At 71.9% G+C, this 13,987-nt stretch carries 14 protein-coding genes; 6 read left to right on the forward strand and 8 right to left on the reverse strand.

What is annotated here, in order from left to right; genetic code table 11:
- Positions 1-61 precede the first annotated feature (61 nt).
- Complete coding sequence (locus tag ACWF7A_RS10915; protein WP_452250264.1) at positions 62-406, forward strand: cupin domain-containing protein; 345 nt, start codon at positions 62-64, stop codon at positions 404-406.
- On the opposite strand, the gene ACWF7A_RS10920 is transcribed toward ACWF7A_RS10915, so the two are convergent.
- The 6 genes from ACWF7A_RS10920 to ACWF7A_RS10945 form a co-directional block, all read right to left on the reverse strand.
- Positions 403-660 (reverse strand): hypothetical protein, encoded by a 258-nt coding sequence (locus tag ACWF7A_RS10920; protein ID WP_452250265.1) that lies wholly within the window; start codon positions 658-660, stop codon positions 403-405. The genes ACWF7A_RS10915 and ACWF7A_RS10920 overlap by 4 nt on opposite strands.
- Positions 657-2,822 carry a DUF5682 family protein gene (locus tag ACWF7A_RS10925; RefSeq protein ID WP_452250266.1) on the reverse strand — a complete coding sequence of 722 codons (2,166 nt, stop codon included), beginning with the start codon at positions 2,820-2,822 and terminating at the stop codon, positions 657-659. Before ACWF7A_RS10925 ends, ACWF7A_RS10920 begins: the two co-directional genes overlap by 4 nt.
- The gene (locus tag ACWF7A_RS10930) at positions 2,815-3,900 is read right to left on the reverse strand and encodes an ATP-binding protein (RefSeq protein WP_452250267.1); all 1,086 of its coding nucleotides are present in this window, start codon (positions 3,898-3,900) and stop codon (positions 2,815-2,817) included. Before ACWF7A_RS10930 ends, ACWF7A_RS10925 begins: the two co-directional genes overlap by 8 nt.
- On the reverse strand, positions 3,897-5,753 hold the full coding sequence (locus tag ACWF7A_RS10935; RefSeq protein ID WP_452250268.1) for a DUF5691 domain-containing protein: 1,857 nt from the start codon (positions 5,751-5,753) through the stop codon (positions 3,897-3,899). The genes ACWF7A_RS10930 and ACWF7A_RS10935 overlap by 4 nt, the downstream gene beginning before the upstream one ends.
- 154 nt (positions 5,754-5,907) lie before the next feature.
- Entirely contained in the window at positions 5,908-7,071 is a 1,164-nt protein-coding gene (locus ACWF7A_RS10940; protein WP_452250269.1) for an SWIM zinc finger family protein, read from the reverse strand.
- Between the two features lie 33 nt (positions 7,072-7,104).
- A complete protein-coding gene (locus ACWF7A_RS10945) occupies positions 7,105-8,277 on the reverse strand; it encodes a homogentisate 1,2-dioxygenase (RefSeq protein WP_452250270.1) in 1,173 nt (390 codons plus the stop codon).
- Positions 8,278-8,358: 81 nt separating this feature from the next.
- Between ACWF7A_RS10945 and ACWF7A_RS10950 the strand changes: the two genes are divergently transcribed.
- Genes ACWF7A_RS10950 through ACWF7A_RS10965 form a run of 4 tightly spaced genes read left to right on the forward strand, consistent with a single transcriptional unit; the run spans position 8,359 to position 12,156 of the window.
- Positions 8,359-9,222: a hypothetical protein gene (locus tag ACWF7A_RS10950; protein WP_189156545.1), complete on the forward strand. Its 864-nt coding sequence runs from the start codon at positions 8,359-8,361 to the stop codon at positions 9,220-9,222.
- Entirely contained in the window at positions 9,219-10,382 is a 1,164-nt protein-coding gene (locus ACWF7A_RS10955; RefSeq protein WP_452250271.1) for a fumarylacetoacetate hydrolase family protein, read from the forward strand. Before ACWF7A_RS10950 ends, ACWF7A_RS10955 begins: the two co-directional genes overlap by 4 nt.
- Complete coding sequence (locus tag ACWF7A_RS10960; protein ID WP_452250272.1) at positions 10,382-11,014, forward strand: IclR family transcriptional regulator; 633 nt, start codon at positions 10,382-10,384, stop codon at positions 11,012-11,014. The genes ACWF7A_RS10955 and ACWF7A_RS10960 overlap by 1 nt, the downstream gene beginning before the upstream one ends.
- Positions 11,011-12,156, forward strand: a complete 1,146-nt coding sequence (locus tag ACWF7A_RS10965; RefSeq protein ID WP_452250273.1) for a VWA domain-containing protein — start codon at positions 11,011-11,013, stop codon at positions 12,154-12,156. The genes ACWF7A_RS10960 and ACWF7A_RS10965 overlap by 4 nt, the downstream gene beginning before the upstream one ends.
- Here the strand turns inward: ACWF7A_RS10965 and ACWF7A_RS10970 are convergent.
- A complete protein-coding gene (locus tag ACWF7A_RS10970; protein WP_452250274.1) occupies positions 12,153-12,605 on the reverse strand; it encodes a hypothetical protein in 453 nt (150 codons plus the stop codon). The genes ACWF7A_RS10965 and ACWF7A_RS10970 overlap by 4 nt on opposite strands.
- Complete coding sequence (locus tag ACWF7A_RS10975) at positions 12,602-13,066, reverse strand: hypothetical protein (RefSeq protein ID WP_452250275.1); 465 nt, start codon at positions 13,064-13,066, stop codon at positions 12,602-12,604. The genes ACWF7A_RS10970 and ACWF7A_RS10975 overlap by 4 nt, the downstream gene beginning before the upstream one ends.
- Before the next feature lie 78 nt (positions 13,067-13,144).
- On the opposite strand from ACWF7A_RS10975, the gene ACWF7A_RS10980 reads away from it, so the two are divergent.
- Positions 13,145-13,909, forward strand: coding sequence for a DUF2470 domain-containing protein (locus ACWF7A_RS10980; protein WP_452250276.1), 765 nt, complete (start codon positions 13,145-13,147; stop codon positions 13,907-13,909).
- The last annotated feature ends 78 nt before the right edge of the window (positions 13,910-13,987 follow it).

The following is a 13,987-nucleotide window of genomic DNA, read 5'->3' on the forward strand; positions in this document are numbered from 1 at the left end:
CTGGTTGACCTTATTCTAAGGTTAGACAACTTGGTTGACTACTTTGGAGGTTGTCTTGCTGGTGACCGGGGATTCCGCGGAGCTGCACGAGTTCGGCGGCTTCGAGTTCCGCTCGCTGGCCGTGCCGTCGCGCGGCAGCTCGGAGATCGCGCTGTGGACCGTCGACGTGCCGGAAGGCGGCGACGGGACGCCGCACCGCGCGTCCAAGGAGGAGGTGTTCTACGTGCTGTCCGGATCGGTGACGATCCAGGGGCAGACGGCCGGGGTCGGCGACGCCGTCGTGGTGCCGCCGAACACCGAGCTGTCGTTGACCGGTGGGCCGGCGCGGGTGCTGGTCGCCACCTCGGTGGGGATCCAGGGCACGCTGGCCGACGGGCGGACGATCACGCCGCCCTGGTCGGTCTAGTTCGCCGGGGAGCCGTCTTCCCTCGGCGGTTCCGGAGTGGTGTCGGGGACCTCTTCGCGGAGTTCGCGGGCGATCTGCTTGGCCTCGTCGATGCGGTGCTGGGACTCGTCGAGGAGGCTCTCGTCGGGCGGCGTGAGGTCGCCGGGCGGAGCAGCGAGGCGGTCCTCGTCCGGCGCGGTGGCGCTGTCGGCTTCCGGTGCGACGTCACGCTCTTCGTCCGGCACGGTGGCGCGGTCTTCCTCTGGTGCGGTCACGCGTGTGGGATCGGCGAATCCTCGGATCGTGAAACCCCGGCCAGCAGGCCGCGGACGTGGGCGGCGAGGCGTTCGGCGATCTCCAGGTCCCATTCGTCGTCGGCCGCCGGTTGCGGTGTCTCGCCCGCGACGACGCGCTCGCCGAGCAGGCGGCGTTCGGCCGGGGTGAAGTCGGTGATGGCCCTGCGGAGCAGGGGCAGGGCGTCGTCGAACGCCTCACCGCGCAGGCCGCTCAGCCACTCGTCGATGAGGCCGAAGAGGCGCGGGTCCGCTGCCAGGAGGGTGGCGGAGCCGCGCAGGAAGCCCGCGACGAACGCGGTGGCGACGCTGCGGTGCAGGCGGGCGGCCACGTCGTCGCTCGTCAGTTCGCCCGCTTCCCAGAGCAGGCGGGTGGCCCTGCCCGTCGGGAGGCCGTGGGCCTCGGCCTTGACCAGCGCGTGCAGGGCTCGCCACCAGGTCTTCTGGTGCTCGTCGTCGGCTGCCAGCCGGGCGGCCTCGTGGGCACCGTCGACGACCTGCAGGGCGTGCTCCGCCGTCTCGTCGTCGACGCCCCGGCAGGCGATCGGGAGGCCGACCGCGCCTCGGGTGAGCAGGCCGTGCAGGGCCACGCGCAGCAGTTCCGGGTCGGTGCCGCGGACCGAGCCGTAGCGGACCGTCCTCGCCAGGTCCGGGAGGGCGGCCAGGAGCTCGAGGGCGTCGGTGGCGAGAGCCGCGCAGCGGTCGAGGGCCTTGCGCGCCTCGGCGACGGCCTTCGGCAGCTCGCAGCCGACGGACTTGGTGAGGGTCGCGGCGGCGTCGGCCACGCGCTTGGCGTCCTTGGCCGCCTGGGTCAGGACGTTCTCGGCTGCCGTGTGGACGGTGGTGCCGTGGCGGGCGGCGACGGCCACGGACACCGCGAAGACCGGGTCCCAGCGGAGCTGCCAGACCTCGGCGAAGGTGCCGAGCGAGTTCGAACGGTCCGGTTTGCCCCACGGCACACCCAGGACTTCCAGGCGCTGCAGGAGTTTCGACCGCTCCCGGTCGGTGTCCTTGCGGAGGTCCAGCTTGAGCTGCTTGGGCTGGACCTCCGCGGGGAGGCGGAGTTTGCGTTGCAGGCGCTGGAGGTCCGCGGCCAGCGGGGAGCGCGGGACGGCCTCGCCCACCTCACCGAGGCGTTCGCCCACCACCAGTTTGCGGTGGACCAGGCGGAGGTGGATCTCCTCGCCTCCGCAGAGGACGGCGAGCGCGGCCTCGTTGACCTCGCTCAGCCCCGCACTCGGGCGTTCCCTCAGCGCCGCAAGGGTTTCCGCGAGGCGGACGGCTTCCACGGCGCTCGCGGTCGAGGCCGGGAGGTCCTCTTCCCTGAGCACCGCGGCGGCCTTGGCGAACCAGCGCGGGACCACGTCGGCCTGGTGCTGCCAGAGGTGCGCGTACCAGCCCGGGGAGTCGATGCCCGCGCCGTAGCCCGACTCGGCGGCCAGCTGGCCGTGGCTCCACGGCACCCAGGTGCCGGAGATCCTGCGGCGGCGCAGGCCTTTGAGCAACGCGGTGTCGGAGGCGACCGTCGGTTTCGTGAGCAACGCCGGGACGTGCCAGGCACCGCAGACCACGACTATCGGGCCGTCGGTCTCCCTGCGCGCCTTGCGGATCGTCTGACGCATGAACGCTTCACGCCTGAGCGTGCGTTCGCCCACCTCTGTCTCGAACTCCGCGCGCACGGCGACCATGGCCTCGGCGATGGCGTTCGCGAGCTCGATCGGATCGGACGCGCTGTGCTCGACCACGTCCTCCCACCAGCGCTCCGGGTCGTCGAAGCCCGCGGCCTCGGCCAGCAGGCCGATCGGGTCGACGCTGCCGCTCGGGCCGTCGTCACCGATCGACGCCGAGGCAGGCAGGTCGAAGAAGCGCGCGGGGACACCGTTCTCGCTGGCGTACCTGAGCGCCTGCCACTCCGGGGAGAACTCGGCGAACGGCCAGAACGCCGCGTTCTCGGGCTCGGTCTCGTCGTGCAGCAGGATCGCGACCGGCGGCGTGAGCGCGTGGACGTGCTCCAGCAGCGCGTCCGCCTCCGGTGGCCCCTCGATCAGGATGAGCGCCGGGCTCGTCTGCGCCAGCGCCCGTTCGACCATCCGGGCCGAGCCGGGGCCGTGGTGCCTGATGCCGAGGAGGACGGGCTCAGTCACCGCTGGCGTCCAGGCAGGCCCGGTAGAGGTCACGCCATTCGGAGCGCTCCTTCAGCACCGTCTCCAGGTACTCCTGCCAGACCGTCGCGTCCGAGACCCTGTCCTTGATCACGGAGCCGATGAGGCCGCTCGCGAGCTCGTCCGCCCCCAGCGTGCCGTCGCCGAAGTGGCCGGCGAGCGCCATGCCGTTCGCGATGACCGAGATGGCCTCGGCCGTGGACAGGCTGCCGCTGGGCTTCTTCAGCTGCGTGCGACCGTCCACGGTGGAACCGTTGCGCAGCTCGCGGAAGATCCGCACGACGCGGCGCACCTCGTCGAGCGCGGGCGGTTCGGCGGGAAGCTGGAGCGCCTTGCCGAGCTGCTGGGCGCGGGTGATGACGATCTCGACCTCGGCGTCCTCCGTGGCCGGAGGCGGCAGCACGACGGTGTTGAAGCGCCGCGCGAGCGCCGAGGACATCTGGTTGACGCCGCGGTCGCGGTCGTTGGCCGTCGCGATGACCGTGAAGCCGGGCACCGCCTGGACCTGCGAGTTCAGCTCCGGCACCGGCAGGGACTTCTCGCTGAGCACCGTGATGAACGAGTCCTGCACCTCGGACGGCATGCGCGTCAGCTCTTCGATCCGCACGACCGACCCCTGCTGCATGCCCCTCATGACGGGGCTCGCCACGATGGCGTTCTCGCTCGGGCCCTCGGCGATCAGGCGGGCGTAGTTCCAGCCGTAGCGGACCTGGTCCTCGCTCGTGCCGGCCGTGCCCTGGACCACCAGCGTCGAGTCGCCGCTGATCGCCGCCGCGAGGTGCTCCGACAGCCACGACTTCGCCGTACCCGGCACACCGACGAGCAGCAGCGCCCTGTCCGTGACCAGCGTGCCCACCGCGACCTCGACCAGCCGGCGCGCGCCCACGTACTTCGGCGAGATCACGGTGCCGTCGGGCAGCGTGCCGCCCAGCACGTAGGTGACCACGGCCTGCGGCGAGAGGCGCCAGTTGGGCGGCCGCTGCCGGTCGTCCTGGGCCGCGACGGCCTCGAGCTCGGCGGCGTACTGCTGTTCGGCCGTCGGCCTGAGCACGGCGGTCACGGGGCCTCCTGGGGCTCGGGTGGCGCGAAGGACTCGCGAAGGCGGATGCGGAGGCGGAGGACCTCCAGTTCCAGGGAGTTCTCCGGCCAGCGACGGGTCAGAGCCTCCCAGCTCGTGCCGAGCAGGTCCGCGTCACCCCGCGCCAGCAACACCGCCGGCGGACGCCCCGCCCGCCAGCGGGGGTCGGGCAGGGCGGCGTAGCGGTGCATCAGCGCGCGGGTGGTCTCGGGCGACCACGGCGCCGGCAACTGCGCGCAGGCGTGGTCGAGGAGGTCGTAGTGCCAGTTCTTCGACACCGCCACCACCGCCTGCTCGGCCACGGACGCGGGCAGCGCGGCCAGCATCTCCAGCTGCTCCATGCCGGTCAGCGTCTCGGCGGCCGCCACGGCCCACGGCCGCGGGTCCTTGGCCGCGGCGAGCTGGTCCGCGACACCCCGGAGCAGCGCACCGGCCCACGGGCCCCTTCTCAGCATGTCGGCGGCCTTGGCGTCGTCGGCCTTGAGGGTCGAGGTCCAGTACGACGGCGGCACGCTCGCGGCCGCGGCCCGGATGCGCCCGGCCACGCCCCGCTCGGAGCCGTCCCGCATCAGGTCGCGCTCCTCCGCCGCGTCGGGCTGCCCGGTCCAGAGCTCGTCCGGCCGGACGTCGAGGCCGTCCGAGGTGAGGCGCAGGCCGTGCCGCAGGCGGTGTGCCGCGCGGGCACCGAGCCGGGTGGGCCGCAGCTTGCGCAGGAGCCGGAGGGCCTCGTCGTGGACGGCCGCCGCCTTGTCGTCGAGGGCCGCCTCGAGGAGCCGCTCGTCCTGCGGGCCGAGGCCGGTCTCCAGTGCGCTGATCAGCACCTGGCGGTCGGCCGAGCGACGCGACTGCTGGAACTCCCGCACGATGAACGCGCCGACCTCGTGCGGGTCGGCCTTGCGCTTGCGGCGCAGCGCGCGGACCCGTTGGGCGCTGGGCAGGTCGAGGATCTCTTCGAGCGGGACCTCGTCCACCAGCGGCGTGGCGCCGCTGGCCCAGGACCAGCCGGGGCGGGTGTTCGCGAGCCAGCGGCCCCGCGTGCCGAGGACCTCCACGACCGCCGCCCGCAGACCCGGCCGGGCCGTGCCGAGGGAGAGCAGGGCGGGGAGCATGCGGTGCTCGGCGACGACGTTGCCGGCCTTGGCGAGGGCGCACCACTCGGTGAGCAGGACCTCGTCGTCGAGGCTCATGATCGCCTCGAGGACGGCCTTGGCGGCGGGCCTGGGGAGGTTCGCGGGCTCGGGCGGGGCCAGCGGCAGGGGTTCGGCTGAGGCTTCCTGCGGGAGGGTGGCGCCGAACGCGGCCACGCCGAGGGTGGCGCAGTCGGACAGCAGGGCGGTGGGGTCGCCGCCGCCTCTGGTGGTGCCGATGAGGAGGTCTTGGACTGTCTTGGACCACTCGGTCTTCACGCCGCCACCTCCGGGGTGCGGAGGGGGTGGGCGGACGGTCGGGTGTGGTGAGCGGTTGAGGGGCGACGGCGGGCGGGGGGCGCGGCCGAGGTGTCGCGGCGGGCGGTGAACGGCGCGGGCGGGGCTTGACGGTGGGCTGCCGGGGCGCGGAAGCGGGCAGCGGGTGACGCGGCCGGGATGCGGAGGGCAGCCGGGGTGCGAAGGGCAGCCCGGGTGCGAAGGGCAGCCCGGGTGCGAAGGGCAGCCCGGGTGCGAAGGGCAGCCCGGGTGCGAAGGGCAGCCCGGGTGCGAAGGGCAGCCGGGGTGCGGAAGCAGGCGGCGGGGGACGCGACCGGGGTGCGTAGGGCGGCCGGAGTGCGGAGGCAGGCAGCGAGACCGGCTGAGGGCTGCTGGCCGGCCGTGGGCGGCGCGGACACGGTGACGCGGCAAGCGGCGACTGGCGCGGCTGAGGTCTGGCGACAGGCGGCGGGTGGCGTCACCGACGGCTGCTGGCCGCCGACAGGTCCCGCCACCACGACGACGCGGCAGGGCGCGGCCGTGGTCCGGTCGAGCCGGGCCGGCGCGGAAGGCGCTGGGCGCACGGTCACGCCACCACCTCCAGCGCGCCGTCCACCGCGATGGCCCCCAGCCGCAGCGCGTGGCCGTCCCACAGGCCCCAGGCGTCGAACGGCACGCCGCCGGTGAGCGCGAGCGCCATGTCGAGGCCCGTGTCGTCGCGGACCGGCAGGCCGTGGCCCGTGGCGTCGACCAGGGAGGCGCCGTGCAGGCGGACCGCGGCGCAGCCGAGCGGGAACAGGCGCTGCCACGGGTCGGCCGTCAGCATCGGTTCCAGGGACGCGAGCGCGGTGCGCCACGACGGCGGTGCGGGAACCGGGTCCGGGGCCTTCGAGCCCTCCAGGTCACCCAGGGCCACCCGGTCGGAGGCTGGGTAGGGGTGGAACAGGGCCGAGGACTCCAGGCCGTGTGGGAGGAGCGGGACCGGGGCTCCCACCGCGGAGTGGCGGATCGCCACGACCCAGCGGGACGTCTGGCGGCCCCAGCACCACTGGCGGACCGTGCGGACCCGGCCGTCGTCCGTTTCCAGGCGGAGCAGGGCCACCCAGCGGTCGGTGATGCCGGGTGTGGCGCGCACCGTCTCCTCGGGGATCGTCACGCCCAGGCGCGACCTGGGCTGCACGAAGCACAGCAGGTGGAGGCCTCCCAGGCGGTCGGCCACGTCCGAGGTCCAGCGCGGGCCCGAGCGGGCCACGATCTCCTGGATCTCGGCCACCGCGGCGGCCACGCCGGGGACCTGGGCGTCGATCATGCGGGCGATGAACGCCTGCCACCACGAGGCCGGGCGGCCCGGCAGGGAGGCGATGCCGGCGGACGCCACGTCGAGCAGCCAGTCGCGCAGGCCCTCTATGCCCGACGACATCGCGTTCGCCCGGTTCGCCGCCGTCTTCTCGCGGGAACGCAGGCGGCGGGCCACGGCCTCGGGTGACGAGTCGAGCTCACGGGTGGCGCGGCGGGTGGTCCACTCCTCGACCCAGTCGGGCGGCAGGGCGTCCGGGAGGTCCAGTTCCTGCAGGCTGATCGCGTGCTTGCAGGGGAACTTGCGGGACGGGCACGTGCACTTCGCCGAGCCCGCGGCCAGGTCGACGCACACGCGGTACGGCAGCGAGCCGGAGCCCGTGTAGAGGCCCCACAGCACCGGCAGGGCCTTGCCCAGGCCCTGCCAGCGCGTCGGAACGGCTCGTGTCCTCACGAGACCAAAGTAGCGAGGACCTCCGACAGAAAATCAGGCCGGACCGCGACGAGCCCACGTCCACGCGTACGCCGGGTCCTCGGAGGCCTCCGCCGCCTCGCCCAGCTCCAGCGGGCGGAAGGTGTCGACCATGACCGCGGTCTCGTCGAAGTAGTCCACGCCCAGCGAGGCCTCGACGGCTCCGGGCTGCGGTCCGTGCGTGCAGCCGGACGGGTGCAGCGACAGCGAGCCGATGCCGATGCCCGAGCCCTTGCGCGCCTCGTAGTTGCCGCCCACGTAGAACATCAGCTCGTCCGAGTCGACGTTCGCGTGGTTGTACGGCACCGGCACGGACAACGGGTGGTAGTCGACCTTGCGCGGCACGAACGAGCACACGACGAAGTTCGGGCCCTCGAAAGTCTGGTGCACGGGCGGCGGCTGGTGCACGCGCCCGGTGATCGGCTCGAAGTCGCGGATGTTGAACGCCCACGGGTACAGGTGCCCGTCCCAGCCGACGACGTCGAACGGGTGGTTGGCGTAGGTGAAGCGCGTGAGGCCCGCACGGTGCCGCACGAGCACGTCGACGTCCTCACCTTCCACCACCAACGGTTCCTCGGGGCCCCGGATGTCGCGCTCGCAGTAAGGCGAGTGCTCCAGGAACTGCCCGGCCTTCGACAGGTACCGCTTGGGAGGCCCGACGTGCCCGGTCGCCTCCAGCACCAGCAACGACATCGGCGAGGACGGCACGACCCGGTAGGTGCACGAGGTCGGGATGACGACGTAGTCGCCGTCGCCGACCGTCAACGCGCCGTAGATCGTCTCGATGACGCCCGAGCCGCTCTGCACGTACAGGAGCTCGTCACCGAACGCGTTGCGGTACAGCGGAGAAGGCGCGTTGGCGACCACGAAACCGATGGTCACGTCCGGGTTGCCGAACAGCTTCCGCCGCCCGGTGACCGCGTCGACCTCGTCGGATGCCCAGGTCAGGTCCTGGGTCTTGAAGTGCCGCGGCTTCAACGGCAGGTTCGGCGCGATCGAACCGCGCTCGTCCTTCACCGTCTCCGCGTTGACGATCGCGGTCGGCAGGTACCGGTGGTAGAGCAGGGCCGAATCGGCCGAGAACCCCTCGACCCCCATGAGCTCTTCCGCGTAGAGGCCACCGTCCGGTTTGCGGAACTGGGTGTGGCGCTTTCGGGGGATCTCTCCCACCTGGCGGTAGTAGGCCATGAGTGCTCTCCGGGTCCCTTCAGGGCGTCCGACTATCGGACATCTTTGTTCACTTACCGATACCCAGCTAGCGTGTCAGCCGTGTCAAGCGCTGTCGAACTCCGTGCGCCCGGTCCGCGCGGTACTCCGCCCCTGCTCGCGAGGCTTGTGGACGATGCCGCGCTGTTCCCTCCGGGGAACGCGTCGATGCCCGACGCGGTGCGCGGTCACCTCGACGGACGCGTCGGTGACTTCTCCGGCGTCATGGGCCTCTTCCTCTGTCCCGCCTCCCGTCTCGCCGAGCTGATCACCGAGCTGATCAAGGTGAAGCCGGCCAAACCGATCGCTCTCAGCCTCGTGATCGACACCGGCCTCGGCGGCGTGCCGAAGGCCGTGTCCATCGTCGAGAGCAGGAGCGAGCTCCTGGCACTGCGCATGGTCGAGATGCCCGCACCGTCCGATGTGGACGAGGTGTGGCTCGAGCGCGTGTCGGAGTTCGTCCCCGAGGACGTCATCCGCGTCGTCGAACCCCGCCGCGGCGGTGCCGAGTGGCTCGACGGCGTCCGCCGGGTCATCGAGCACGGCAGCTGGCCCAAGCTGCGCTGCGGTGGTCTCTCCCAGGAGAACTTCCCGAGCGTCGAGGAGGTCGGTGACTTCCTGTCCGTCGTCAGCGGTGGCGGCGTCGCGTTCAAGGCGACGGCGGGCCTGCACAAGGCCGTCCGCTACACCGACGAGCAGGGCTTCACCCACCACGGTTTCCTGAACCTCCTCGTGGCCACCGCCCGCAGCCTGAGCGGCCGCGACGTCCGCGAGGCGCTCGCGAGCACCGACGCCGAGGCTCTCACCGCCGAGGCCAAGGCGCTCAGCGACCAGGCCGCCCACGCCGTGCGCGGTGTGTTCGCGAGCTACGGCTCGTGCTCGCTCGCCGAACCCGTTGCCGACCTTGAGGGGCTTGGACTCCTGTGAGCTGGATCAGCGACCCGAACTTCACCGGAGACCAGCCGTTCGGACCGCAGACCCTGCCCTACGGCGTCGTCGACGGGGGCGTGGCCGTCCGCGTCGGCGACCAGGCGTTGCTCCTCAAGAGCCTCGCGCTGGGCAAGTGCAGCGAGTACGTCCAGGGGGACTCCCTGGACCCTCTGCTGGCGGCCGGACGCCCGGTCTGGAGCGTGTTGCGCGCCAAGCTGCGCGAGATCGTCACGTCGAGCTCGGCCCCCAAGGGCGCGGAGCTCGTCGGCATCGAGACGGCGAAGCTGCCGTTCACGGTCGGCGACTACGTCGACTTCTACAGCAGCAGGCACCACGCGGAGAACGTCGGCAGGATGTTCCGCCCCGACGGCGACGCGCTCACGCCGAACTGGACGCACCTCCCGATCGGCTACCACGGCCGCGCGGGCACGGTGTACGTCTCAGGCACGGAGATCGTCCGCCCGAACGGCCAGAAGCGCGGCAGCGAGGGCCCGAAGTTCGGGCCGTCCGAGCGCCTCGACATCGAGGCCGAGGTCGGCTTCGTCTGCGGTGGCCCGAAGGCGGCCAACGTGAGCACCAGCCGGGCCGCCGAGCACGTCTTCGGCGTCGCGCTGGTCAACGACTGGTCGGCGCGCGACATCCAGGCGTGGGAGTACCAGCCGCTCGGCCCGTTCCTCGCCAAGTCGTTCGCGACGTCGATCGGCGCGTGGATCACGCCGCTGGAGGCGTTCTCAGTTGCACGCGTCCCGACGCCGCCGCTGCCGAACAAGCTGCACGACTACCTGACGTGCGACCAGCCCTGGGGCCTCGACATCACCATCACCGTCGAGCTCAACGACACGATCGTCGCGCGGCCTCCTTTCCGGGAAATGTCGTGGTCTTTTGTGCAACAGCTGGCGCACATGACGGTGAACGGGGCTACCGTGCGCCCAGGTGATCTGTTCGCCTCCGGCACGGTCTCGGGACCGGAGAAGGACGAGCGCGGCTCGTTCCTCGAACTCAGCTGGGGTGGCAAGGAACCGTTCAAGCTCGACGACGGCTCCACGAGGTCTTTCCTGGAGGACGGCGACACGGTCAAGCTGACCGCGACGGCTCCCGGTGAGAAGGGCTCCGTGGTCGGTCTCGCCGAGGTGGTGGGAACAGTTCGGAGTGCGTGATGGTCGGAGCGACGAAGGAGAGCTCGCTGACCCTGGAAAGGGGTCTGGCGCTGCTCCAGGCGGTCGCTGAGGCGGAGTCCGAGGCACCGTCGATCTCGGAGCTCGCCACGGCCATCGGCGCGTCCAGAGCGGCCGTGTACCGGCTTCTCGTGCCCCTGCAGGCGCGCGGTCTCGTGCGCCGCGAGGGTTCGAAGGTCAGGCTCGGCCTGGGCGTGCTGCGCCTCGCCTCCAACGTCCTCCCCCAGCTGCGGATGGCGGCGAACCCGGCGCTGCGGGAGCTCGCCGAGAAGGTCGGCGCCACCGCGCACCTCACGGTCGCCGACGGCACCGAGGCCCAGGCCGTCGCCGTCGTCGAACCGTCGTGGACCGCTTTCCACGTGGCGTACCGGGTGGGTTCCCGCCACCCGGTGCACCGCGGGGCGGCCGGCAAGGCCATCTCGCAGCCCTCCGAACCGTGGGTCGTCTCGGCCGGTGAGCTGCAGCCGAACGCGTACGGCGTCGCGGCACCGGTGCGCGGTGTGCCCGGTCTCAGGGCGTCCGTCGGCGTGGTGGCGCTGGAGAAGCTCGACGCGGACGTTGTCGGCCCTCACGTCGTGCGTGCGGCCGAAGAAGTGGCGGCAGCGCTCAAATGACCGAAGAGCGGCTACGGCGCTGGCGGTTGCTCCTGGGTCCGAGCGCGGAAGACGTGTCCGAACTCGGCGAGGACGACCAACGGCGTGATGGCGCACTCACGGGTCTCTACGGTGGTGGCGGCGATAGAGGTGCCGGTCTCGGCGCCAGCTCTCCGCAGCTGCACCGCTGGCTCGGCGACGTCCGCAAGTACTTCCCCACGTCCGTCGTGCAGGTCATGCAAAGGGACGCGGTCGAGAAGCTCGGCCTGAAGCAGCTGCTGCTCGAACCCGAACTGCTGCAGTCGGTCGAGCCGGACGTGAACCTCGTCAGCACCCTGCTGCAGCTCTCCCGGGCGATCCCGGCCCGCACCCGCGACACCGCGAAAGCCGTGGTGCGCAAGGTGGTCGAGGACATCGAGAAGCGCCTGCAGGACCGGCTGGTCGAGGCCGTGCGCGGCGCCGTCGACAGGTCCAGGCGCACCAGGAGGCCGCAGCTGCAGGACGTCGACTGGGCGACGACGATCCGCGCGAACCTCAAGAACTACCAGCCGCGGCACAAGACCGTCATCGTCGAGGACCTGATCGGGCACCGCAGGCGCAGCCGGACCGCGGCGATGCGGGACGTGATCCTGCTCGTCGACCAGTCCGGTTCGATGGCGGAGTCCCTGGTGCACGCGGCCGTTCTGGGCTCGGCGCTCGCGAGCATCCGGTCGATCTCGACGAAGCTCGTCGTGTTCGACACCGAGGTCGCCGACCTGACCGACCAGCTCAGCGACCCGGTCGACCTGCTGTTCAGCGCCCAGCTCGGCGGCGGCACGGACATCAACCGCGCGGTCGCCTACGCGCAGACCCAGGTCCGCAGGCCCACCGACACGGTCGTCGTGATCATCAGCGACCTCTACGAGGGCGGGTCGGAGACCGAGCTGCAGCGCCGGGTCCGCGAACTGGTCGCGAGCGGCGTCACGGTCGTGAACCTGTTGGCGCTCAGCGACTCCGGCACGCCCTCGTACGACCACGAGCTGGCCGCGAAGCTGCACGCGCTGGGCGCACCCGCGTTCGCCTGCACGCCGGACAAGTTCCCCGAACTGCTGGCGGCCGCGCTGCGCAAGGACGACCTCACGCAGTGGGCCGAAGGCGAAGGCATTCCCACGGGCGGCCGTTAGCGGTCGATCACGCGACCGCGGGTGAGGAACGCGAGGCCGCGCGTCATCGCGACGACGCGCCCGCGCTCGTCCGGACCGGCGATCCAGATCCGTCCTGTGTGCCGCACGAGAATCCGCGCCCGTTCAGGGAGTTCGGGCAGCCGCAGGTTCTTCTCCGAGTCCTCGACCCGCAGGTAGGCCTGCCGCCCGATGCGCCGGCCCGCCACGAAGCCCACCGACACCGGACGCCACGGGAACCGCTCCATCAGCTCGAGGGTGCCGCGGCGTGTGAGGAAGTGCCGCAACCCCGGCGCCGCGAGCTCCAGCACCACGGGCACGGACAGCACGATCAGCCAGAGCCAGCCGATGAAGAGCACGACGCCGAGCACCGCCAGTGCGAAGAAGATGTGCCCGACCGCGCGCCGGTCCGCCCGTGCCAGGCAGGTGTCGCTCCAGTTCTCGATGATCATCTCTGCACACGCGCCGGGATCAGCCGCGGTACTCCCCGGAACGTGACGAAGGTGCGCCCGGACGGATCCGGTGGCACGAACCACACACGGCGGTGACGCGCGATGCGTCCGCGCAGAAGAGGGCCGACACTCAGGGTCAGCAACAGAGGCGGTGACGACAACACGACGAGACGCCCTCCTTCCCACTGCACATGGGCGAAATGCCACGGTTCACCTTCCGGTAAACGCACCGGTCGCTTCCGTGTCACCACCCAGAGCACGGCCGCGGCGAAGAAGAGGAGCACGAGCGCCACCGGTGAGGACCAGGACCACACCAGCACCAGCACGAACTGGAGCGCGAAGGCCGCGCCGGCGAGCACCGTCCACACGAGGGCACGGCGGCTCGCCCGGTCGACACAGTGCCGGGTCCACCGATCGTCGAGCGCCTCCACCTCGGTGGACGGCTTGTTGGGCACGACCACCCGTCCAAGGTACAGGTGGCGCTTCCCTTGACGAGCAAAGCTAAGTTAGGCTTGCCTAACCTTTGAGGAGGTGGAGTGGTGACCGACACCCAGATCAAGCGCCCACCGGCGCCGCACGCCGCGGAGCGCGCCCGCACCATCGCGGCTCGCCACGGGTCCGCCGCGCTGCTTCCTCAGTCCGGATCCCGCACCAGCCCGTTGTTCCACCACGTGCACCCGTGCGGCACCACGATCCTGCTGCTCGCCGACGAACATCCGCTGGTGGCGCAGTTGTGGCAGGCCCCGCGGGCCGAGGTGACGGCGATGCTGGAGATCGCCGACCAGGCTCCCGTGCCGCTGCGCGAACCCGTCCGCGGCCTGCTCTGGCTGACCGGATGGGTCTCCGCGCTGGACGGCGAGGAGGCGCGCGAGGAGATCCTCTCGGTCGCCGACGTGCGCCCGGACCACCGCCTGCTCGACGCGGGCCACGGCGCCTCGGTGCTGCGGCTCACACCCGCGTCGATGGTGATCGCGGACGCCGAGGGCACCTCGTCGATCAGGCCGGAGCAGTTCGCGAGCGCGGCGCCGGACCCGTTCTGCCGCAACGAGGACCACTGGCTGCGGCACCTGGAGGCCGCGCACAGCGACGTCGTCGGCCAGCTCGCCCGCCACCTGCCGGACGAGCTGCGGCACGGCACCGTGCGGCCGCTCGGGCTCGACCGGTTCGGGCTGCGGCTGCGGGTCGAGGCGGAGTGCGAGGACCACGACGTGCGGATCGCGTTCTCCCAGCCGGTCGGCACTCCCCAGGAACTCGCCGCGGAACTGCGGCGGTTGATGGGCTGCCCGTTCCTCTCCCAGAGGTAGCGTCACGCAGGTGATCGAACCTGCGGTGATCCCGGACGCCGAGAAGCGCGGTTACCAGCTCGAGCTGCTGATCGTCTT

Source organism: Lentzea sp. NPDC055074 (assembly GCF_053608005.1).